At 54.4% G+C, this 22354-nt stretch carries 21 protein-coding genes and 1 other annotated feature; of the genes, 9 read left to right on the top strand and 12 right to left on the bottom strand.

Annotated features, from left to right (window positions below; all coding sequences use genetic code 11):
- Positions 1-3: 3 nt before the first annotated feature.
- Positions 4-312 (bottom strand): LapA family protein, encoded by a 309-nt coding sequence (locus tag HVZ37_RS11695; protein WP_181627533.1) that lies wholly within the window; start codon positions 310-312, stop codon positions 4-6.
- Between the two features lie 150 nt (positions 313-462).
- Positions 463-1227 (bottom strand): phosphatidylglycerophosphatase B, encoded by a 765-nt coding sequence (gene pgpB / locus HVZ37_RS11700; protein ID WP_181627534.1) that lies wholly within the window; start codon positions 1225-1227, stop codon positions 463-465.
- Positions 1228-1423: 196 nt separating this feature from the next.
- On the opposite strand from pgpB, the gene ribA reads away from it, so the two are divergent.
- The gene (ribA, locus tag HVZ37_RS11705) at positions 1424-2014 is read left to right on the top strand and encodes a GTP cyclohydrolase II (RefSeq protein ID WP_044257729.1); all 591 of its coding nucleotides are present in this window, start codon (positions 1424-1426) and stop codon (positions 2012-2014) included.
- 50 nt (positions 2015-2064) lie between these two features.
- Here the strand turns inward: ribA and acnA are convergent, their stop codons facing one another.
- The 6 genes from acnA to topA form a co-directional block, all read right to left on the bottom strand.
- A complete protein-coding gene (acnA, locus tag HVZ37_RS11710; protein WP_181627535.1) occupies positions 2065-4740 on the bottom strand; it encodes an aconitate hydratase AcnA in 2676 nt (891 codons plus the stop codon).
- Positions 4741-5072: 332 nt separating this feature from the next.
- Entirely contained in the window at positions 5073-5168 is a 96-nt protein-coding gene (ymiC, locus tag HVZ37_RS23130) for a small membrane protein YmiC (protein ID WP_224267580.1), read from the bottom strand.
- A 129-nt stretch (positions 5169-5297) separates the two neighbouring features.
- Positions 5298-5471, bottom strand: a complete 174-nt coding sequence (locus HVZ37_RS23135; protein ID WP_224267581.1) for a hypothetical protein — start codon at positions 5469-5471, stop codon at positions 5298-5300.
- Between the two features lie 2 nt (positions 5472-5473).
- Complete coding sequence (locus tag HVZ37_RS11715; protein WP_212807457.1) at positions 5474-5614, bottom strand: YmiA family putative membrane protein; 141 nt, start codon at positions 5612-5614, stop codon at positions 5474-5476.
- 321 nt (positions 5615-5935) lie between these two features.
- Complete coding sequence (cysB, locus tag HVZ37_RS11720; protein ID WP_099433057.1) at positions 5936-6910, bottom strand: HTH-type transcriptional regulator CysB; 975 nt, start codon at positions 6908-6910, stop codon at positions 5936-5938.
- Positions 6911-7126: 216 nt separating this feature from the next.
- The gene (gene topA, locus HVZ37_RS11725; protein ID WP_043000535.1) at positions 7127-9724 is read right to left on the bottom strand and encodes a type I DNA topoisomerase; all 2598 of its coding nucleotides are present in this window, start codon (positions 9722-9724) and stop codon (positions 7127-7129) included.
- A 395-nt stretch (positions 9725-10119) separates the two neighbouring features.
- Between topA and HVZ37_RS11730 the strand changes: the two genes are divergently transcribed.
- A complete protein-coding gene (locus tag HVZ37_RS11730; protein WP_042318668.1) occupies positions 10120-10371 on the top strand; it encodes a YciN family protein in 252 nt (83 codons plus the stop codon).
- Positions 10372-10421: 50 nt separating this feature from the next.
- On the opposite strand, the gene sohB is transcribed toward HVZ37_RS11730, so the two are convergent.
- A complete protein-coding gene (gene sohB, locus HVZ37_RS11735; protein WP_043000534.1) occupies positions 10422-11468 on the bottom strand; it encodes a protease SohB in 1047 nt (348 codons plus the stop codon).
- 214 nt (positions 11469-11682) lie between these two features.
- Between sohB and HVZ37_RS11740 the strand changes: the two genes are divergently transcribed.
- Positions 11683-12444 carry a YciK family oxidoreductase gene (locus HVZ37_RS11740; protein WP_044267179.1) on the top strand — a complete coding sequence of 254 codons (762 nt, stop codon included), beginning with the start codon at positions 11683-11685 and terminating at the stop codon, positions 12442-12444.
- Entirely contained in the window at positions 12441-13031 is a 591-nt protein-coding gene (gene cobO, locus HVZ37_RS11745) for a cob(I)yrinic acid a,c-diamide adenosyltransferase (RefSeq protein ID WP_044257724.1), read from the top strand. Before HVZ37_RS11740 ends, cobO begins: the two co-directional genes overlap by 4 nt.
- A gap of 42 nt (positions 13032-13073) precedes the next feature.
- Here cobO and rluB read toward each other — a convergent pair whose 3' ends face one another.
- The 3 genes from rluB to rnm all read right to left on the bottom strand — a co-directional run bounded on the left by rluB (position 13074) and on the right by rnm (position 15548).
- On the bottom strand, positions 13074-13949 hold the full coding sequence (gene rluB / locus HVZ37_RS11750; RefSeq protein ID WP_043000531.1) for a 23S rRNA pseudouridine(2605) synthase RluB: 876 nt from the start codon (positions 13947-13949) through the stop codon (positions 13074-13076).
- Positions 13950-14049: 100 nt separating this feature from the next.
- A complete protein-coding gene (locus HVZ37_RS11755) occupies positions 14050-14670 on the bottom strand; it encodes an L-threonylcarbamoyladenylate synthase (RefSeq protein WP_043000530.1) in 621 nt (206 codons plus the stop codon).
- Positions 14667-15548 (bottom strand): RNase AM, encoded by an 882-nt coding sequence (rnm, locus tag HVZ37_RS11760; protein WP_044257723.1) that lies wholly within the window; start codon positions 15546-15548, stop codon positions 14667-14669. The genes HVZ37_RS11755 and rnm overlap by 4 nt, the downstream gene beginning before the upstream one ends.
- 158 nt (positions 15549-15706) lie before the next feature.
- Positions 15707-15801 (top strand) — a sequence feature (Trp leader region).
- A gap of 23 nt (positions 15802-15824) precedes the next feature.
- Between rnm and trpE the strand changes: the two genes are divergently transcribed.
- From trpE to trpA, 5 genes are read left to right on the top strand one after another with little or no spacing between them, the layout of a single operon-like run.
- Positions 15825-17387, top strand: coding sequence for an anthranilate synthase component I (gene trpE / locus HVZ37_RS11765; protein ID WP_181627536.1), 1563 nt, complete (start codon positions 15825-15827; stop codon positions 17385-17387).
- A complete protein-coding gene (trpD, locus tag HVZ37_RS11770) occupies positions 17387-18982 on the top strand; it encodes a bifunctional anthranilate synthase glutamate amidotransferase component TrpG/anthranilate phosphoribosyltransferase TrpD (RefSeq protein WP_044257722.1) in 1596 nt (531 codons plus the stop codon). The genes trpE and trpD overlap by 1 nt, the downstream gene beginning before the upstream one ends.
- 3 nt (positions 18983-18985) lie before the next feature.
- Positions 18986-20344, top strand: a complete 1359-nt coding sequence (trpCF, locus tag HVZ37_RS11775) for a bifunctional indole-3-glycerol-phosphate synthase TrpC/phosphoribosylanthranilate isomerase TrpF (RefSeq protein WP_061070675.1) — start codon at positions 18986-18988, stop codon at positions 20342-20344.
- 10 nt (positions 20345-20354) lie between these two features.
- Positions 20355-21548 (top strand): tryptophan synthase subunit beta, encoded by a 1194-nt coding sequence (gene trpB / locus HVZ37_RS11780; RefSeq protein ID WP_181627537.1) that lies wholly within the window; start codon positions 20355-20357, stop codon positions 21546-21548.
- The gene (trpA, locus tag HVZ37_RS11785; protein WP_181627538.1) at positions 21548-22354 is read left to right on the top strand and encodes a tryptophan synthase subunit alpha; all 807 of its coding nucleotides are present in this window, start codon (positions 21548-21550) and stop codon (positions 22352-22354) included. The genes trpB and trpA overlap by 1 nt, the downstream gene beginning before the upstream one ends.

Here is a 22354-nt window from a genome sequence, read left to right on the forward strand (position 1 = left end):
CGATTATTCCTTCGCGACCGACGTACCAGACGTCACCACAACGTCTGTCGGAGGCGAGAGTTGGTTTTCCAGTCGTTTAATTTTACGTTCAGCACGCACCAGAGAAACACGAACCCGCAGCCAGAAAAGACCGCAGATCAACCAACCAATGGCGAAACCCGCTGCGAACAAAACGGCCAACAAGGTTGAGATACGATACTCGCCCTGAGCCAACAGGTAATTAAAGGTCACCTGTTGATCGTTCTGTGCACCCAATGTTACCGAGATAACAAATATCGCCAACACCAGTAAGAAAATGAGTAAATATTTCACATTACTTCCCGTTATGTGGTTTAAGCGAATAAATCGTGTTCAACTTACCGCATTTAGCCTTTTAAATTACCATTTTCACGGCGTGTGCGAAATGGGAAAGCAGTCAGCTATTGGATGATTTAAGGGTAAACCAGTCAAAATCAACCCTGGTCAGCGGTTTTGCTCACGTTCAGCAATCTCCTGCCTTTCTTCTGGCGGCGGCGTCAAAGGCCCGCAGAACCGCTGTGCAAGCCAGGTCGCCAGCGTCACCAGCGCCCATGAAATCAGCGTCGCGACCACCAGATCGCGCGGCCAGTGCATGCCGAGCAGCAAACGACTGCCCATCACGCCCGTCGCCCACACCAGTAAAATGGCAATCGTCACCGTCCGGCGTCGCGGCCACAATAAGCCGACAGCGAGCAGCGCCCAGCTTGCCGCAAACATCGTGTGACCTGACGGAAACGCAAACCCGGTCTCTTTTTGCCAGTGTTGGCGTAAAAAGTGGGGAATAGCCTGCTGGGTGGCAAGTTGCTCCTTCACCAGGTCGCTGCGATCCTTACGTTTTAAAGTGTAGAACTCATCAACCGGGATATGATGCGTTTTTTCCAGCCATATCACGAAAGGACGCGGTTCCTGTACCCGCTCTTTCACCCACGACTTGACGCCCTGACCTAGCAGGATCGCCCCCGCCAGAATAGTAAAAAGCATTACCGCTGCTTTAAGACGAAAGCGCAAACACCAGAAGAACCAGCCACAGAGAATAACATGTGTGATGATACCCCACGGCTGAGTGACCGTTTCGGTTATCCAGTACATCGCTTTTAGCCATCCGGTATCCTGCCCCGGTTGCCAGCTCCAGCCGGACACCCACACGGTAACGGGCATAATCAACAACAATCCCGCGCCAGCCGCAGTACGCTTTGCAATCGACAGCATGAACACCTCTTTAACGGATAAGTGTCACAATCATAACCGAAAAATCCCCTGTTCGGGGAAATTGACAGATTTGTGCCATTCGCAGGATGATTGCGCGGCGGCGATTAGGTGAAGTCCGTCGCCTTATGGCAAAATAAGAAGATAAGCCAACAGGCAACGGCACAACATCGCGTGCCGGCATTATCTGGAGAAACACATGCAGCTTAAACGAGTGGCAGAAGCCAAACTGCCAACCCCATGGGGCGATTTCCTGATGGTGGGATTTGAAGAACTGGCAACCGGACACGATCACGTCGCGTTAGTATATGGTGATATTTCAGGTCAGACGCCGGTTCTGGCCCGTGTCCATTCAGAATGTCTGACGGGCGATGCCTTGTTCAGCCTGCGCTGCGACTGTGGTTTTCAACTGGAAGCCGCCCTGACGCATATTGCGGAAGAAGGACGCGGTATTCTGCTTTATCATCGTCAGGAAGGACGTAACATCGGCCTGCTCAATAAGATTCGCGCCTACGCGTTGCAGGACCAGGGCTACGACACCGTAGAGGCCAATCACCAGTTAGGGTTTGCCGCGGATGAGCGCGATTTCACCCTCTGCGCAGATATGTTCAAGCTGCTGGGCGTTGACGAAGTACGTCTGCTCACCAATAACCCGAAGAAAGTTGAGATTCTCACTGAAGCAGGGATCAATATCGTGGAGCGGGTCCCGCTGATTGTAGGCCGTAATCCCAATAATGAACATTATCTGGATACCAAAGCGGCCAAGATGGGTCACTTGTTGAGTAAGTAAGCCATGCGTTAAAAAAAGCCTGCATCGTGTCATGCAGGCTTTTTTACGACTTACTTCAGCATGTTACGAATCACGTAATGTAAAATGCCATCGTTCTGGTAGTAAGTTAACTCGGTCGCGGTATCGATGCGGCAACGGCACTGCACCACCTCTTTGTTCCCGTCGGTCCGGGTTAACGTCACCGGCACCGTCGCGCCAGGTTTCAGTTGTTGCAGATCGGCAATATCGATAGTCTCTTCCCCGGTTAGCCCCAGCGTTTTGCGCGTAACACCCTGTGGGAACTCCAGAGGCAGGATCCCCATCCCAATCAGGTTGGAGCGGTGGATACGTTCGAACGACTCCGCAATGACGACGCGAATTCCCAGCAATCGCGGCCCTTTCGCCGCCCAGTCACGACTGGAACCCGACCCATATTCTTTACCAGCAATCACCGCCAGCGGGATGTTCTCCTGCTGATACTGCATAGCCGCATCATAGATAGACAACACCTCGGTGCCAGGCAGATGTCGCGTCATTCCGCCTTCCACACCCGGCACCATTTCGTTGCGAATACGGATGTTAGCGAAGGTCCCGCGCATCATCACTTCGTGGTTACCGCGTCGAGAACCGTAGGAGTTGAAGCCTTTGCGCTCCACGCCGTGGTTTTGCAGATAGCGCCCTGCAGGACTATCAGCTTTAATACTCCCGGCCGGAGAAATGTGGTCAGTGGTCACCGAATCCCCCAACATCGCCAGAATGCGCGCGCCGTGAATATCGGTCACCGGCGCTGGCTGCGCCAACATCTCGTCAAAGAACGGCGACAGGCGAATGTAGGTCGAGTCGTTTTGCCAGTCGTAAGTGTCTGAACGGTCAACATTGATCGCTTTCCACTCAGGCGTCCCTTCGAACACTTCCGCATATTCTTTGCGGAACATTTCTGAAGAGACCAGATCGACGGCGCGGGCAATTTCCTGCGCCGACGGCCAGATATCTTTCAGATAGACCGGATCGCCTTTGCGATCGTGGCCAAGCGGATCTTTCTCCAGGTTGATGTTCATATTGCCCGCGAGCGCGTAGGCAACGACAAGCGGCGGTGACGCCAGCCAGTTGGTTTTCACCAGCGGGTGAATACGACCTTCAAAGTTACGGTTGCCTGACAGCACCGCGCCTACGGTCAGATCGCCCTTCTTAATCGCGGTTTCGATAGGCTCCGGCAGCGGTCCAGAGTTACCAATACAGGTCGTACAGCCATATCCCACCAGATTAAAGCCCAGTTCATCGAGATACGGTGTCAGTTTCGCCTTTGCCAGATAATCTGACACCACTTTCGACCCTGGCGCCAGCGACGCTTTCACCCACGGCTGACGCTTCAGTCCCAGCGTAACGGCTTTTTTCGCCAGCAAACCCGCCGCCATTAGCACGCTGGGGTTAGAGGTGTTGGTACAGGAGGTAATGGCCGAGATGACCACCGCACCGTCAGGAAGCTGATATGACTGTCCGTTTAGCACATACTCTACTGGCCGACGGTCTTTCTGTGCAGTGTTCAGTTCCAGTTCGCTGCTGGCAGCAAAGGCTTTCGGCACATCGCCGAGTGCAACGCGATCCTGCGGACGTTTCGGTCCGGCGAGGCTTGCCTCGACATCATTCATATCCAGTGCCAGGGTACTGGTGAAGATCGGTTCATCACCGGTGTTGCGCCACATCCCCTGCGCCTTCGCGTATTTCTCCACCAGTTCGATTTGGTCTTCACTGCGTCCGCTCAACCGCATATAGTCCAGCGTCACGCCGTCGATCGGAAAGAAACCACAGGTCGCACCATATTCCGGCGACATATTGGCAATGGTGGCCCGGTCAGCCAGCGGTAAGGAATCCAGCCCGTCGCCATAAAATTCGACAAATTTGCCGACTACACCGTGCTTACGCAGCATCTGGGTGACGGTTAACACGAGATCCGTTGCAGTGATCCCCTCACGCAGTTTTCCGGTCAGTTTGAAACCCACCACATCCGGGATCAACATTGAAACAGGTTGCCCCAACATTGCCGCTTCAGCCTCGATACCACCCACGCCCCAGCCCAGAACACCCAGACCGTTAATCATGGTGGTGTGTGAATCTGTGCCGACCAGCGTGTCCGGATAAGCCACCCATTCACCGTCCTGCAATTCGCTCCACACCGCTTTGCCAAGATATTCCAGGTTAACCTGGTGGCAAATACCGGTTCCCGGCGGCACGACGCTGAAGCGACTGAAGGCCTGTTGGCCCCATTTCAGAAACACATAGCGCTCATGGTTACGTTCCATTTCAAGGCGCACGTTCTCTTCGAATGCATCGTCATCGCCAAAATGGTCAACGGTGACGGAGTGGTCGATCACCAGATCCACTGGCGAGAGAGGATTCACTTTCGCCGTATCGCCGCCCAGGCGTTTTACCGCTTCGCGCATTGCGGCGAGGTCCACCACCGCCGGGACGCCGGTAAAGTCCTGCATCAGTACGCGTGCTGGACGGTAGGCAATTTCGCGATCGGCATGGGCATTTTTTAGCCACCCTGCCAGCGCCTGGATATCGTCCTGGGTAACCGAATCGCCGTCCTGCCAGCGCAGCAGGTTTTCCAGTAAGACTTTCAGTGATTTGGGCAGACGGGTGAGATCGCCCAAAGATTTCGCAGCCAGCGGCAGACTGTAATAGTGGTAGGTTTTGTCTTTGGCCTGCAGTGTGTCCTTACTGGCTTCTCGTAGGGTTGACGACATAGCTCCTCCTTAATGACAGGGTTGCGATGCCCTGATTCTCCTCAGGGTGAATATTAAAGATAACACAAACAGAATGTAACGTTTTGATAACAACCCAAATTGATAAAAGAGGAAAAACCGAACGGCGAAGATACAAGTGAGGACGAGCGCGTGTATGAGGGGGAAGAAAACCTCGCCGTAGCGAGGTTTCAGATTGCTGGCAACCTGTAGATTTGTGTTTATACCGGGTGGCGGCTAAGGCTTACCGTTCTAGAGACTTTTCGATATCAATGTGTTGCTCAGGCCACATATGAGCCTGCTAAGCGTAGCGCCATCAGGCGGAAGGGTTGAGATTAATTCATCACGATCCAGAGCAGTTCAGCCCAAAAGAGCAGCGAGACGGAAAATGCGCCCATCCAGGACCAGTATTTCATATTTGCAGACATCATCGGCTATACCCGTTTTGTTTAATACATTGTGTTGAGACTTTCTCAACGCTTTATTGCTGCGGTGTATAGGTAAAAGCGCACCGTGATAATTTATCGGTACAAAAGAAACGGTAATAAGAATGGTGACGATTATTGTTTCTGTTGATCGTCTTCGTCGAATAACTCAATAAACTTTTGCTGTTGCTGAGTCAGCTTCCAGGATTTGGGAACAGTTTTCACGCACGCGCCTTTTTTCGTTTCTCGTACAGTGTCACCAGAGTGACATGTAGGTAACGACGTCTGTTGTGGGTCGTGAACCTCCATTTTTACCCCCAGGCATTCCAGATCAACAGTGCGATCACGACCCAAAACAGCGCTGAGCCCAGGAAAACCGCAAGCCAGGCTTTGCGTTTCATCTCAGGGTCCCGACGTGGCTCCTGGTTTTCAGACGGCATTGCTAACCTCATACAATCGGCATCACTTATCATTTAAGCACCAACAATCGGTACAATTAATCATCAGATGAGACAAATCCTAATGAAACTTTAGTCAAAAATCCAGTGAATTTACGAATCGTTTCCAGTGAATAAATCAATCTTTTGATCGAAAATAAATATTTGAAAAGGGAAATTTGCGAGGCGGGGAATAAGACACTACTTTACGGTCGATTATCCATAATCATCATGTGGACATTATTATTACGCCAGCCTTAATAAAACCAATGGCGATTTAATTAAAACTTTCGGTATCTCCTGCTAACAAAAGATACCGATCGTTTTCTGTGACGATTACTTTTCAGGTAATTTGATATCTTTAAACATCTCTTCTATTTCTTCGTTCGAGCGCAACGCCACGGCGGTATCCACCACGTCACGCGTCAAATGCGGGGCGAAACGTTGAATGAAATCATACATGTAACTGCGCAGGAACGTGCTGCGACGAAAACCGATCTTTGTCGTGCTGTGGCTGAAGACGTCGTGGGCGTCCACGCGAACCAGATCCGGGTCGGACAGCGGATCGACGGCCATGCTGGCAATCACTCCCACTCCTAAGCCTAAACGCACGTAAGTTTTGATCACATCGGCGTCAGTCGCCGTAAAGACGATACGTGGCGTCAAACCTGCGCGGTTAAACGCGGTATCCAGTTCAGAGCGCCCCGTAAAGCCAAAGGTGTACGTCACCAGTGGATACTGTGCCAGTTCTTCAATGGTCACCGACTCTTTATTGGCCAGCGGATGCTCAGGCGTCACCACAATCGAACGATTCCAGTGATAGCATGGCAACATGACCAGATCGTCATACAGATGCAGCGCCTCGGTAGCGATGGCAAAATCGGCATTTCCTTTTGAAACCGCTTCAGCGATCTGTGTCGGCGATCCCTGGTGCATATGCAGCGACACACGAGGATAGCGCTCAATAAAACCTTTAATCACATTCGGTAGCGCATAACGCGCCTGGGTATGCGTCGTCGCAATATAGAGAGAGCCTTTATCCGGCCAGGTATGCTCACCGGCAACGGACTTTATCGCATCCACTTTGGAGAGCACTTCGCGCGCAATGCGGATAATCTCCTGACCAGCCGGCGTCACCTGAGTCAGATGCTTACCGCTACGGGCAAAGATCTGGATGCCAAGTTCGTCTTCCAGCATGCGAACCTGCTTACTGATACCCGGTTGCGAGGTATAAAGGCCTTCCGCGGTGGAGGAGACGTTAAGGTTGTGATTCACCACCTCAACAATGTAGCGAAGCTGCTGTAATTTCATGTTAAACCATCCAGATTAGCGCCATCAGGTCATCGTTTCAGAGCAGGCAGTGATGCGCTGCTAATACGATTTAATAATAAAAAAGCCGTTAACTATAACCACTATATCATTAATAAACAGGCTGTATAGCGGTGAGTAAAAAATAATAAGTCCGCTATAAAAACAAAAAAAGGGCCGCTTACGCGACCCTCTTCAGCACAACTGCACCGTGGGCGGTTACTTCTTGCCTTCGACCCATTTGCCATCAACAAAGAAGGCAGACCAGCCGGTCGCTTTCCCGTCTTTTTCAGCGGCAACATACTGCTGTTTGGTCTTACGGCTAAAACGCACCAGCGTTTTATTGCCTTCCGGATCCTGTTGCGGCGCATCGGCCAGATAACGCAGTTTTTCTGGCAGACGATCGCGGAAGCGGTATAACTCTTCCACCAGCGGTGCGCGCGTCTCACGGGATTTCGGGAAAGTATTGGCGGCCAGGAAGACCCCGGCAGCGCCATCACGCAGCACGAAATACGCATCCGATTTTTCACACGGCAACTCGGGCAGCGGAACCGGATCTTCTTTCGGCGGTGCAACTTCACCGTTACGCAGGATCTTACGGGTGTTTTTACACTCGTCGTTAGTGCATGCCATGTACTTACCGAAACGCCCCATCTTCAGGTGCATCTCAGAGCCACATTTTTCGCACTCGACGATCGGACCGTCATACCCTTTGATACGGAATTCGCCTTCTTCGATCTCGTAGCCGTCGCAGGTCGGGTTATTACCACAAACATGCAGCTTGCGCTTCGGATCGATCAGGTAGCTGTCCATCGCCGTACCGCACTTCTGACAACGACGTTTGGCGCGCAGGGCGTTGGTTTCCGCGTCATCACCTTCCAGCACGTTCAGAACTTCGTTTTCCGGCACCAGGTTAATGGTGGTTTTGCAGCGCTCTTTCGGCGACAACGCATAACCCGAGCAGCCAAGGAACACGCCAGTACTGGCGGTGCGAATTCCCATTTTGCGTCCGCAGGTGGGGCAGTCGATGCTGGTCAACACCATCTGGTTCGGACGCATCCCGCCCTCTTCCGGATCTTTCTCCGCTTTGTCGAGTTGCTGAGTAAAATCACTGAAGAAGTTGTCGAGCACGCCTTTCCATTCGATTTCGTGATTCGCGACCTGGTCGAGGCTGTTTTCCATCTGCGCGGTGAAATCGTAGTTCATCAGCTCGCGGAAATTCTCTTCCAGACGATCGGTGACAATCTCACCCATTTTTTCCGCATAGAAGCGACGGTTTTCCACCCGCACGTAGCCACGATCCTGAATGGTCGAAATGATCGACGCATAGGTCGACGGACGGCCAATTCCGCGTTTTTCCAGCTCTTTCACCAGCGAGGCTTCGCTGAAGCGCGCCGGTGGCTTGGTGAAGTGTTGAGCCGGGATCAGTTCAACCAGAGACAGCGCATCACCTTTATTCACCGCCGGCAGCGTCCGGTCTTCATCACCTTTACGCAACGCGGGCATCACTTTCGTCCAGCCGTCGAAGCGCAGAATACGACCGCGCGCCTTCAGACGAAAATCACCCGCACCCACGGTTAGGGTGGTGGAATCGTACTGCGCCGGGGTCATCTGACAGGCGACAAACTGACGCCAGATCAGCTGATACAGTTTTTGCGCGTCGGCTTCCATATCCTTCAGCGTTTCCGCCAGTACGGAGACGTCGGAAGGACGAATCGCTTCGTGGGCTTCCTGCGAATTTTCTTTGCTGGCGTACTGATTCGGACTTTCCGGCAGATATTTCTTGCCGAAATTGTCGCCGATGTAACCGCGCACCATATTCACGGCATCCTGACTCAGGTTGGTCGAGTCGGTACGCATATAGGTGATGTAGCCCGCTTCGTACAAACGCTGCGCCATCATCATGGTCTTTTTCACGCCAAAACCGAGACGCGTGCTGGCCGCCTGTTGCAGCGTGGAGGTGATAAACGGCGCGCCCGGCTTGCTGCTGGTCGGCTTGTCTTCACGTTCCAGAACGCTGTAGCGCGCTTTCTCCAGCAGGCTTACCGCCGCAAGCGTCTGCTCACGGTTTTCCGGACGAAACGGCTTGTCGTTCTGATGGGTCACCTGCAAAGGCAGCGCATCGCCGGAAGGCGTGGTGGTATTGGCATCAATTTCCCAGAACTCTTCCGGTACAAACGCTTTAATCTCGCGCTCACGCTCAACGACCAGACGCACCGCCACGGACTGAACGCGACCGGCTGACAGACCGCGAGCAATCTTTTTCCACAACAGCGGCGAGACCATATAGCCCACCACGCGATCCATAAAGCGACGTGCCTGCTGAGCGTTAACCCGGTCAATGTTCAGTTCGCCCGGCTTTTCAAACGCCTGACGAATCGCATTCTTGGTAATTTCGTTAAACACCACGCGACTGTAACGCGTGTCATCACCCCCGATCACTTCCCGCAGGTGCCATGCAATGGCTTCCCCTTCGCGGTCAAGGTCGGTTGCGAGATAGATGTGGTCGGCCTTTTCAGCCAGTTGTTTCAGTTCAGAGACGACCTTCTCTTTACCGGGCAGCACTTCATAGTGCGCATCCCAGTTGTGCCACGGGTCAACGCCCATACGGTTGACGAGCGCGCCACGTTCATCCTTTTTGGGCTTTTTAGCCGTTTTGGTGGAGGTAGAGTCGGCGCTCTTTTTAGCTGCTGAGCCACTGGTCGGCAAGTCACGGATATGACCGACGCTGGACTTAACCACGTAGTCATTACCCAGATACTTGTTGATCGTTTTGGCTTTTGCCGGGGACTCAACGATGACAAGAGCTTTACCCATATTCACCTTTACCTAAATTGATTCTTCCAGGAATGCGTCGCACGTTGATACACCATCCACTGGCGACGAGCCACGGATATGGTCCCTGCGTCTGCGGATATCAACCCCTTGTACTGACTCTGTACACTAAATAGCCAGGTGACTGAGTTGACAGGTTTTTTCGCACAGAGGCGCTATAGCACGACGGAATTTCGGTCGAATGTCAAGCAAATCTGTTGCCTGGTTGACGAAAGCGTCACACTGTACCTGATAAAATTCGTTACGCAACTTTATTAGCATGCAAAACTAAATCCTGCCAGTCAGCAAAGGTTGACAACCCCTTGTACACACTGAGGGAATATTTGCCCAAAAGAGTTGGTCGGCGTAGACTAATGCCCTTGTTTAAGGAGTAAAAAATGCGCAAAGAGACACAACCTATCGATCGCGAAACGCTGTTGATTGAAGCCAACAAAATCATTCGTGAGCATGAAGATACGCTGGCGGGCATTGTTGCCACCGGTGTGACCCAGCGAAATGGGGTGTTGGTCTTCAGTGGGGATTACTTTTTAGACGAGCAAGGTTTACCCACGCCAAAGAGCACTGCCGTGTTCAATATGTTTAAACATCTGGCGCATGTACTTTCTGAAAAGTATCACCTGATTGATTAAAGCAAAAACGCGGGGCCTTGGAGCCTCGCGTTTTTCATTAATACCGTCTCTTACATCAACGGTTTTTGTCCGCGCTGCCACCAGCGCAGGAGCAGCCGATCGGCACTTTCCGCGGCACTGCCTGTCACCCGATCGACCAGTTTCTTCCGTTGCAGATAGCGAACGTTCAGTACCTCTCGTCCTTCCATCAGCCCAAGGATCACCTCGTCGCTGGTATTTATCTCATCAATAAGCCCTTTCTCTAGCGCCTGCTGTCCGTACCAGTGTTCACCCGTCGCAACCTGTTCAATGTCCAGAGTCGGACGCATACGATGGACAAAATCTTTAAACAGGTGATGGGTTTCGTTTAAATCCTCACGAAACTTCTGCCGCCCTTCTTCGGTGTTCTCACCCAGCAGCGTCAGCGTCCGTTTGTACTGTCCGGCGGTATGCAACTCGATATCGATATCCTTGCCTTTCAGGAAACGGTTGAAGTTGGGGATCTGCGCAACCACGCCAATCGAACCGACAATCGCGAAGGGTGCGGAGACAATTTTGTCCGCCACACAGGCCATCATGTAACCGCCACTCGCCGCGACTTTATCCACGGTCACGGTCAACGGGATCTTTTTATCGCGTAAGCGTTGCAGTTGTGATGCGGCAAGGCCGTAGCCGTGCACAACGCCACCAGGGCTTTCCAGACGCACCACCACCTGGTCCTGCGGTTTCACCACCGCCAGTACGGCCGTCACCTCTTCACGCAGTGAACTGACCTCGTGGGCATCCATACTGCCTTTGAAATCCAGCACCCAGACGCGCGGTTTATCCGACGTGTCGCTGTCGCCCCGTTTGGCTTTTACTTTGGCGGCTTTCACTTCCTGCTTATGCTTTTTCTTTTGCGCTTTATGCCAGAGTTTCTGTTGATGGCTATCGAGCAGCGCCATCGCCAGTTCATCCTTCATTTCTTTATATTGTTCGCTGAGGTTGGTAACCCGCAGTTCGCCACGCTGGCGCTTACGTTGGGCAACATTCACGATAATGGTGGCAATCGCCGCGATAGCCAGCACAACGGTCACGATTTTTGCTAAAAACAAGCCATATTCAGACAACAATTCCACACGTCCCACCTTGGTTAAACAACTTAGCGTCGGCTCAGTGTACATCAGGTGTAATGCGTCGTCTCGCGGGATATGCGGATGGATAAAAGTATGACAAAGTGTTCATTTTAGGGCGTTATCGCCGTTGGCTGATTGAAATTGAGTCCTGTTTCAGGCATAAACCCGACACACCAACGAGAAGCAGAGCGACCAGGCATGTCGCCGAGGAGTCCCCATGCATTATCAACCGAAACAAGACCTTCTGCAGGATCGCATTATTCTGGTGACCGGCGCCAGCGACGGCATTGGCCGTGAAGCGGCCCTGACCTACGCTCGCTATGGCGCCAACGTCATTTTGCTCGGCCGTAATGATGAGAAATTGCGCCACGTCGCCGACAGCATTACCCAGCAAACGGACCGCCAGCCGCAGTGGTTTACACTCGATCTGTTAACCTGCACCGCTGATGACTGTCATCAACTGGCGCAGCGCATCGGCGGACAGTATCCGCGACTGGACGGCGTCTTACACAATGCCGGTTTACTGGGTGACGTCTGTCCGATGATCGAGCAGGACCCGCAGGTCTGGCAACAGGTTATGCAGGTCAACGTCAATGCAACGTTTATGCTGACCCAGGCATTGCTTCCTTTATTACTTAAGTCAGATTCCGGATCGTTAGTCTTCACCTCCTCCAGCGTGGGCCAGCAGGGTCGTGCTAACTGGGGCGCCTACGCGGCCTCTAAATTTGCTACCGAAGGCATGATGCAGGTGCTGGCAGATGAGTACCAAAACCGTCCGCTACGCGTGAATTGCATCAATCCGGGCGGCACCCGTACCGGGATGCGCGCCAACGCCTTTCCAACGGAAGATCCGCAAAAACTCAAAACACCCGCCGATATTATGCCGTTGTACCTGTGGCTAATGGGCGACGACAGCCGCCGCAAGACCGGCATGACCTTCGACGCCCAACCGGGCCGCAAACCAGGAATCGCCCAATGAGTGAAGAACGCTATCAACAGCGCCAGCAGCGCGTGAAGGACCGGGTTGACGCCCGGGTAGCCCAGGCCCAGGACGAACGCGGCATCGTGATTGTCTTCACCGGCAACGGGAAAGGAAAAACCACCGCCGCCTTCGGCACCGCCACTCGCGCAGTGGGACACGGTAAAAAGGTCGGCGTGGTGCAGTTTATCAAGGGGACCTGGCCCAACGGCGAGCGTAACCTGCTGGAGCCGCACGGCGTTGAATTTCAGGTGATGGCGACCGGGTTTACCTGGGAGACGCAAAACCGCGAAGCTGACACCGCAGCCTGTCTGGCTGTATGGGATCACGGCAAACGCATGCTTGCCGATCCGCAACTGGATATGGTGGTGCTGGACGAACTGACTTATATGGTGGCATACGACTATCTGCCGCTTGAAGAGGTGATTAACGCGCTGAATGCGCGCCCGTCTCACCAGACGGTGATCATCACCGGTCGCGGCTGCCATCGGGATATTCTCGAACTGGCCGATACCGTCAGTGAACTGCGTCCGGTTAAACATGCCTTTGAGGCAGGGGTCAAAGCCCAGATGGGGATTGATTATTAAAAAAGGCCCCTCGGGGCCTTTTAGCAATTACGGGATAGCGAATTAACCGTTGTTATTACGACCGCCTGCACGGCGACCGCCGCTCACCTGGCTGTGACGCTTCACGGCACGGCGAATCTGATTTGCCTTCATGCGGCGACGATCTTTCTCTACCGCCACTTTCGAGGTGGTTTCCGGTTCCAGTTCCACCAGCTCACGCAGATAGTTGGTCTGGGCGAGATCCAGTTCCGTCCAGCCGCCGCGCGGCAGACCTTTCGGCAACGGAATATCACCGTAGCGTACGCGAATCAGACGGCTTACCTGCACGCCAACGGCTTCCCACAGGCGACGCACTTCACGGTTGCGCCCTTCGGTCAGGGTGACGTTGTACCACTGGTTGATCCCTTCACCACCGCTGAACTTGATGGTCTTGAACGCTGCCGGACCGTCTTCCAGCTGCACACCACGGCTCAGATCGCGCAGTTTAGCATCGTCAACCTGGCCAAAGACGCGCACCGCGTATTCACGTTCAACTTCACGGCTCGGATGCATCAGGCGGTTTGCCAGTTCACCATCGGTAGTGAACAGCAGCAGACCGCAGGTATTAACGTCCAGACGCCCTACCGCAATCCAGCGAGCACCGCGCAGTTTCGGTAAGCGATCAAACACCGTAGGACGACCTTCCGGGTCGTTACGCGTGCACAGTTCACCTTCCGGCTTGTAATAGGCCAGAACGCGACAAATTTGTTCCGCCGACTCCTTCACCGAAATCAGGTGACCGTCGATACGAATTTTCAGGCCGGGAGTCACTTCAACGCGATCGCCCAGCGTGGCAATTTTGCCGTCTACACTGACGCGACCTGCTGCAATGATGGATTCAATTTCACGGCGGGAGCCGTGGCCAGCGCGCGCCAGCACTTTCTGTAACTTTTCGCTCATAGAGCTTCCTTTAGCTGTCGCCTTCACAGGCGTCGAACAGGAGAATCAACGGCGCTTTTCAGCGCCATTTTAAGGCCGCGTAGTATACAGAGTTGCGTCCTTATAAGAAAGGTTTAACGTCTCCGACGCCTTCACGCAAGACAACCGGAGAATCATCGGTTAAATCAATCACCGTTGTGGGTTGCTGGCCCAGATAACCGCCATGAATAATAAGGTCCACCTGCTTTTCCAGTCGATCTTTAATTTCTTCCGGATCGGACTCGGTAAAATCACTGCCTGGCAGCATCAGCGAGGTAGAGAGCATCGGCTCGCCCAGCGTCTGCAATAGTTCGAGCGCGATCGGGTTCGACGGCACGCGCAGACCGATGGTTTTACGTTTTTCCTGCAACAACCGACGCGGCACCTCTTTCGTCCCCTTCAGGATGAAGGTGTAGTTACCCGGCGTATTGTTCTTGATCAGGCGAAAAGCCACGTTGTCGACAAACGAATAGGTCGACAGTTCGGACAGATCGCGACACATCAGGGTGAAGTTATGTCCATCCGGCAACTGGCGAATACGGCAAATCCGTTCCATCGCGCCTTTGTCTTCAATTTTACAACCGAGCGCGTAGCCGGAGTCGGTTGGATACACAATCACCCCGCCCTTACGCACAATCTCAACCGCCTGGTTGATCAGGCGCTGCTGTGGGTTATCAGGATGAATATAAAAAAACTGGCTCATACTTCCCTCACTGTGGTGTTCTGTGGCTGCTCCCACGTCTGCCAGACGCCTTCAACGCCTGCCGGCAGCCAGAGCTTGCGACCCAACTCGATCCACGGGCAAGGTTGATGAAAATCAGATCCTTGCGATGCCCATAGCTGATGCTGGCGGGCGAGCGTAGCCAGTTGCGTGCGCTCATTCGGGGACTGTTGGCACTGCGCGACTTCCATCGCATCACCACGATGTTGCGCAAAATACGCCACCAGCCTTTTCAGCCACTTAGCGCTAAGATCATACCGCCCAGGATGAGCCAGTACCGCCTTACCGCCAGAATGATGAATGACATCAATAGCTTGTTCTATTGTACACCACTGTGGCGGAACGTATCCTGTTTTCCCGCGCGCGAGATACTTTTTAAACACATCCGCCATGGTGGTCGCTTTACCACACTCCACCAGATAACGGGCGAAATGGCCACGGGTCACCGCGCCGCCATCGGCCAGGCGCAATGCCCCTTCCCATGCGCCGGTGATGTGCGCTTTTTCCAGGCGGTCAGCGATGAGCCGCGCCCGCTGCTGTCGGCGTTCCGTCTGTTGCGCCAGAAACGCGCACATCGCCGGATTTTCAATATCAATGTTCAGACCCACAATATGGATTTCGTGGTTTTCCCAGACCGTGGAGATCTCAACGCCAGGGATCAAATTTAGCGCAAGGCCAGAACGTGAAATTTCTTCGCTTGCCGCGGGGATCGCGGCTGTGGTGTCATGGTCGGTAATCGCCAGCGTGCCTACACGCATCTCGACGGCGCGGTGGACTAGCGCTTCTGGCGTCAGCCGTCCATCGGATGCCGTGGTGTGACTGTGCAGGTCATAAATCACTGCATAATTCGTGTCGCTCAAGGCGAACTCCCGTCTCTCAAAAATAGTCTTTCCTGCGCATCATAACGGTTCCGGCAAATTTACTGAAATCAGGTGTTGACAATAACCCATCGAACTAGTTAACTAGTACGAAAGTTCACAAGCAAAAGGGTATCGAAATGAAAGCAACGTTTGTTCTGCACGGTGGGTGGCGCACTTCCTGATTTCGGGCAGTGTATTTCGCGTGTAGATCGCCACCAGATACCCGGCCCGCCAACAGCGCGGGCTTTTTTTTGAACAAAATTAATGAGAATAACCATGCAGACATCAAAACCGACACTTGAACTCATTACCTGCGATGCCGCCTATCGCAAAAACCCGACGGAATTGTTCCACCAGGTTTGCGGCAATCGTCCGGCAACGCTGCTGCTGGAATCTGCGGATATCGACAGCAAAGACGACCTTAAAAGCCTGTTACTGGTGGATAGCGCGCTACGCATCACCGCTACCGGTGACACTGTCACTATTCAGTCCTTAACTGACAATGGCGCCGCACTGTTGACATTGCTCGATGCCGCCCTGCCCACAGGCGTTGAAAATGAACGCCAGGACGCAGGTCGCGTGCTGCGTTTCCCGCCAGTCAGCCCATTATTAGACGAAGATGCACGCCTGTGCGCACTCTCGGTCTTTGACGCCTTCCGCCTGCTGCAGGGACTGGTGAACGTCCCGGCGCAAGAGCGCGAAGCGATGTTCTTTGGCGGTCTGTTTGCGTACGATCTGGTTGCCGGTTTTGAAGATTTACCACAGCTTGAGGCTGGCAACCGCTGCCCGGATTACTGTTTCTATCTGGCGGAAACGCTTGTGGTGATCGACCACCAGAAACAAAGCTCCCGCATTCAGGCCAGCCTGTTCAGCGACAATGACGCGGAAAAACAGCGTCTCACCGCACGTCTGGCGCGTCTGAGCCAGCAACTGACGGAACCTGCGCCGCCGTTGCCGGTCGTTTCCGTGCCACAAATGCGCTGTGAATGTAATCAGAGCGATGAAGAATTTGGCGCGGTGGTTCGCTCAATGCAGAAAGCGATCCGCGCCGGGGAAATTTTTCAGGTGGTCCCGTCCCGCCGCTTCTCACTGCCCTGCCCGTCGCCGCTAGCGGCCTATTACGTGCTGAAGAAGAGCAACCCCAGCCCGTACATGTTCTTTATGCAGGACAACGATTTCACCTTGTTTGGTGCGTCGCCGGAAAGTTCACTGAAATACGATGCCACCAGCCGCCAGATTGAAATTTACCCGATTGCCGGTACGCGTCCTCGTGGTCGTCACGCCGACGGAACGTTAGATCGCGACCTCGACAGCCGCATTGAACTGGAGATGCGCACCGACCATAAAGAGCTTTCCGAGCATCTGATGCTGGTTGACCTGGCGCGTAACGATCTCGCCCGAATCTGTACGCCAGGCAGTCGGTACGTGGCAGACCTGACGAAGGTTGACCGTTATTCTCACGTTATGCACCTGGTCTCTCGCGTCGTCGGCGAATTACGCCACGATCTCGATGTCCTGCACGCCTACCGCGCCTGCATGAACATGGGCACGCTGAGCGGCGCACCGAAAGTGCGGGCAATGCAGTTGATTGCCGAAGCCGAGGGCCGTCGACGCGGCAGCTACGGCGGTGCAGTCGGTTACTTCACCGCGCACGGCGATCTGGATACCTGCATTGTGATTCGCTCCGCGCTGGTGGAAGACGGTATCGCCACCGTCCAGGCGGGTGCCGGTATTGTGCTCGATTCTGTTCCCCAGTCAGAAGCCGACGAAACCCGTAACAAAGCGCGCGCGGTCCTGCGTGCCATTGCCACCGCGCACCACGCACAGGAGACTTTCTGATGGCTGACATTCTGCTGCTCGACAACATCGACTCATTCACCTATAACCTGGCAGATCAGCTGCGTACCAACGGTCATAACGTGGTGATTTACCGTAACCATATTCCGGCTCAGACCCTGATTGAGCGTCTGGCCACCATGAAGAACCCGGTACTGGTGCTGTCTCCAGGCCCTGGCGTACCCAGTGAAGCAGGTTGCATGCCGGAACTGCTGACCCGTCTGCGCGGCAAGCTGCCAATTATCGGCATCTGCCTGGGCCATCAGGCGATTGTCGAAGCCTACGGCGGCTACGTCGGACAGGCCGGCGAGATCCTGCACGGTAAGGCGTCCAGCATTGAACACGATGGACAGGCTATGTTTGCCGGTCTGACGAATCCGCTGCCGGTTGCCCGCTATCACTCTCTGATCGGTAGCAATATCCCCGCCGGCCTGACCATCAACGCCCATTTTAACGGCATGGTGATGGCGGTTCGTCATGATGCCGATCGCGTGTGCGGCTTACAGTTCCACCCGGAATCCATTCTGACCACCCAGGGTGCACGTCTGCTTGAGCAGACGCTGGCCTGGGCGCAGCAGAAGCTGGAGCCGACCAATACCTTGCAGCCGATCCTCGAAAGACTGTATCAGGCACAGACCCTGAGCCAGCAGGAAAGCCACCAGTTGTTCTCCGCCGTGGTACGCGGTGAACTGAAACCGGAACAGCTGGCTGCCGCGCTGGTCAGCATGAAGATTCGCGGCGAGCATCCGAATGAGATTGCCGGTGCGGCAACCGCCTTACTGGAAAACGCTGCGCCGTTCCCCCGCCCTGATTATCTGTTCGCCGATATCGTTGGCACCGGCGGCGACGGCAGTAACAGCATTAATATTTCTACCGCCAGTGCATTTGTCGCGGCGGCATGCGGCCTGAAGGTGGCAAAACACGGCAACCGCAGCGTTTCCAGTAAATCCGGCTCATCAGACCTGCTGGCCGCCTTCGGTATCAATCTCGATATGAATGCCGACCGATCGCGTCAGGCGCTGGACGAACTGGGCGTTTGCTTCCTGTTTGCCCCGAAATATCACACCGGTTTCCGTCATGCGATGCCGGTACGCCAGCAGTTGAAGACCCGTACGCTGTTCAACGTACTGGGGCCGCTGATTAACCCGGCGCATCCGCCGCTGGCGCTGATTGGCGTGTACAGCCCTGAACTGGTTTTGCCGATTGCCGAAACCCTGCGCGTGCTGGGTTACCAGCGTGCCGCGGTCGTACACAGCGGCGGAATGGATGAAGTCTCTCTGCATGCGCCGACCATTGTGGCGGAGCTACATGACGGCGAGATCAAAAGCTATCAGCTGACGGCAGATGACTTTGGCCTGACCCCTTACCACCAGGAACAACTGGCAGGCGGTACGCCGGAAGAAAACCGTGACATTCTGACACGCTTACTACAAGGTAAAGGTGACGCCGCCCATGAGGCAGCCGTTGCCGCAAACGTCGCAATGTTAATGCGACTGCATGGTGAAGAAGATCTCAAGGCTAATGCGCAAACCGTTCTCGAGGTCTTGCACAGTGGTTCCGCTTATGACCGAGTCACCGCTCTGGCGGCAAGAGGGTAAATGATGCAAACCGTTTTAGCGAAAATCGTCGCAGACAAGGCGATTTGGGTGGAAGCCCGCAAACAGCAACAACCGTTGGCCAGTTTTCAAAACGATGTCCAGCCCAGCTCGCGTCACTTTTATGACGCCTTACAGGGCGCGCGTACGGCTTTTATTCTGGAGTGTAAGAAAGCCTCCCCGTCTAAAGGCGTGATCCGCGATGATTTCGACCCGGCGCGGATTGCCGGGGTGTATAAACATTACGCCTCCGCCATTTCCGTTCTGACGGATGAGAAGTACTTCCAGGGCAGTTTTGATTTCCTGCCGATCGTGAGCCGCATCGCGCCGCAGCCGATTTTGTGTAAGGACTTTATTATCGACCCTTACCAGATTTACCTTGCGCGCCACTATCAGGCCGACGCCTGCCTGCTGATGCTTTCGGTCCTCGACGACGAGCAGTATCGCCAGCTTTCTGCCGTGGCACACAGTCTCAAAATGGGCGTGCTGACAGAAGTCAGTAATGAAGACGAACTGGAGCGCGCCATTGCGCTTGGCGCGAAAGTGGTCGGGATTAACAACCGCGACCTGCGCGACCTGTCGATTGACTTAAATCGTACGCGCCAACTGGCGCCGAAACTGGGCCAGGGTGTGACGGTGATTAGCGAATCGGGGATCAACACCTACGCTCAGGTTCGCGAGTTGAGCCATTTTGCCAATGGTTTCCTGATTGGTTCCGCACTCATGGCGCATGACGATCTTAACGCCGCCGTACGCCGTGTTCTGCTGGGTGAGAATAAGGTCTGTGGCCTGACGCGTCCGGAAGATGCCAAAGCCGCCTGCGAGTCTGGCGCGATCTATGGTGGACTGATTTTTGTTCCTTCATCACCCCGTTTTGTCAATATTGAACAGGCCCGCGAAGTGCAGTCCGCCGCCCCGCTACAGTATGTTGGCGTATTCCGCAATCACGACATCGCCGACGTCTGTGAAAAAGCTGTACAGCTTTCACTGACAGCCGTACAGCTGCATGGCCGCGAAGATCAGGCGTATGTTGATGCGCTACGCGCCTCGCTGCCTGAAAACGTACAGATCTGGAAAGCGCTGAGCGTCGGTGACACTCTCCCGGCCCGCGATTATCAGCATGTCGACAAATACGTGCTGGATAACGGCCAGGGCGGCAGCGGTCAGCGTTTTGACTGGTCGTTACTGCAAGGACAATCGCTGGATAACGTATTGCTGGCAGGCGGTCTTGGCGCGGATAACTGCGTTGAGGCTGCTAAGACTGGCTGTGCCGGTCTCGATTTTAATTCAGGTGTAGAGTCACAGCCGGGCATCAAAGATGCACGCCTTCTGGCCTCGGTATTTCAGACACTGCGCGCATATTAAGGAAAAGGACATGACAACATTACTCAATCCCTATTTTGGTGAATTCGGTGGCATGTATGTGCCGCAGATTCTGATGCCTGCTCTGCGTCAACTGGAAGACGCGTTTGTCAGTGCGCAAAAAGATCCCGAGTTTCAGGCCCAGTTTAGCGACCTGTTGAAAAACTACGCAGGGCGTCCCACCGCGTTGACCAAATGTCAGAACATCACCGCCGGGACCAATACCACGCTGTACCTGAAACGTGAAGATCTGCTGCACGGCGGCGCGCATAAAACCAACCAGGTGTTAGGTCAGGCATTGCTGGCAAAACGCATGGGTAAAACCGAGATTATTGCGGAAACGGGCGCGGGCCAGCACGGGGTAGCTTCGGCGCTCGCCAGCGCCCTGCTCGGCCTGAAATGCCGTATCTACATGGGGGCAAAAGACGTTGAGCGCCAGTCACCAAACGTCTTCCGTATGCGTCTGATGGGTGCGGAGGTGATTCCGGTTCACAGCGGTTCAGCCACGCTGAAAGACGCCTGTAACGAGGCGCTGCGTGACTGGTCTGGTAGCTACGAAACCGCGCACTACATGCTCGGCACCGCTGCTGGCCCGCACCCGTTCCCGACCATCGTGCGTGAATTCCAGCGCATGATCGGTGAAGAAACCAAAGCGCAGATCCTCGAAAAAGAGGGTCGCCTGCCGGACGCGGTGATCGCCTGCGTGGGCGGCGGTTCCAACGCCATCGGGATGTTTGCCGATTTTATTAATGAGCCAAACGTTGGGCTGATTGGTGTAGAACCGGGTGGTCACGGGATTGAAACCGGTGAACACGGTGCGCCGTTGAAGCACGGTCGCGTCGGGATCTATTTTGGTATGAAAGCGCCAATGATGCAGACCGATGAGGGACAGATCGAGGAGTCCTACTCCGTCTCTGCAGGTCTGGATTTCCCGTCCGTCGGCCCACAGCATGCGTACCTGAACAGCATTGGTCGTGCCGACTACGTGTCGATCACCGATGATGAAGCGCTGGACGCCTTTAAAACGCTCTGTCTGCACGAGGGCATTATCCCGGCACTCGAGTCGTCACACGCCCTGGCCCACGCGCTGAAAATGATGCGTGAGAATCCGGAGAAAGCGCAACTGCTGGTGGTTAACCTTTCCGGTCGTGGGGACAAAGATATTTTCACCGTACACGATATTCTGAAAGCGCGAGGGGAAATCTGATGGAACGCTATGAAAGTTTGTTTGCACAACTAAACAATCGCAAGGAAGGTGCCTTTGTTCCCTTCGTGACCCTCGGCGACCCTGGCGTTGAACAGTCGCTGAAGATTATCGATGCCCTGATTGAGGCAGGTGCAGATGCGCTGGAGTTAGGGATCCCTTTCTCCGATCCGCTCGCTGATGGCCCGACTATTCAGAGCGCCACGCTGCGCGCGTTTGCCGCTGGCGTCACACCGACCCGCTGTTTTGAGATGCTGGCCGCCATCCGTGAAAAACATCCGACCATTCCCATTGGTCTGTTGATGTACGCGAATCTGGTATTCAGCAAAGGTATTGACGCGTTTTATGCCAAATGTGCCGAGGTCGGCGTGGATTCGGTTCTGGTCGCCGACGTGCCGGTGGAAGAGTCTGCGCCATTCCGTCAGGCGGCGCTGCGCCACAACATTGCGCCGATTTTCATCTGCCCGCCCAATGCCGATGATGACCTGCTGCGCCAGATCGCCTCTTATGGCCGGGGTTATACTTATCTGCTGTCTCGCGCAGGGGTGACAGGCGCAGAAAACCGCGCTGCGCTGCCTTTGCATCATCTGGTAGAGAAACTGAAAGAGTACAACGCCGCGCCTGCTTTACAGGGCTTTGGTATTTCCGCACCGGAGCAGGTGTCTGCCGCCATTGACGCAGGCGCCGCTGGCGCGATCTCCGGTTCCGCGATCGTCAAAATCATTGAGAAAAATGTCGAGCAGCCTGATCAGATGCTCGCAGAACTCAAATCATTCGTCAGCAGATTAAAAGCCGCTACCCGTCAGTAA

It is taken from the genome of Citrobacter sp. RHB35-C17 (assembly GCF_013816795.1).
Taxonomy (GTDB): domain Bacteria; phylum Pseudomonadota; class Gammaproteobacteria; order Enterobacterales; family Enterobacteriaceae; genus Citrobacter_A; species Citrobacter_A amalonaticus.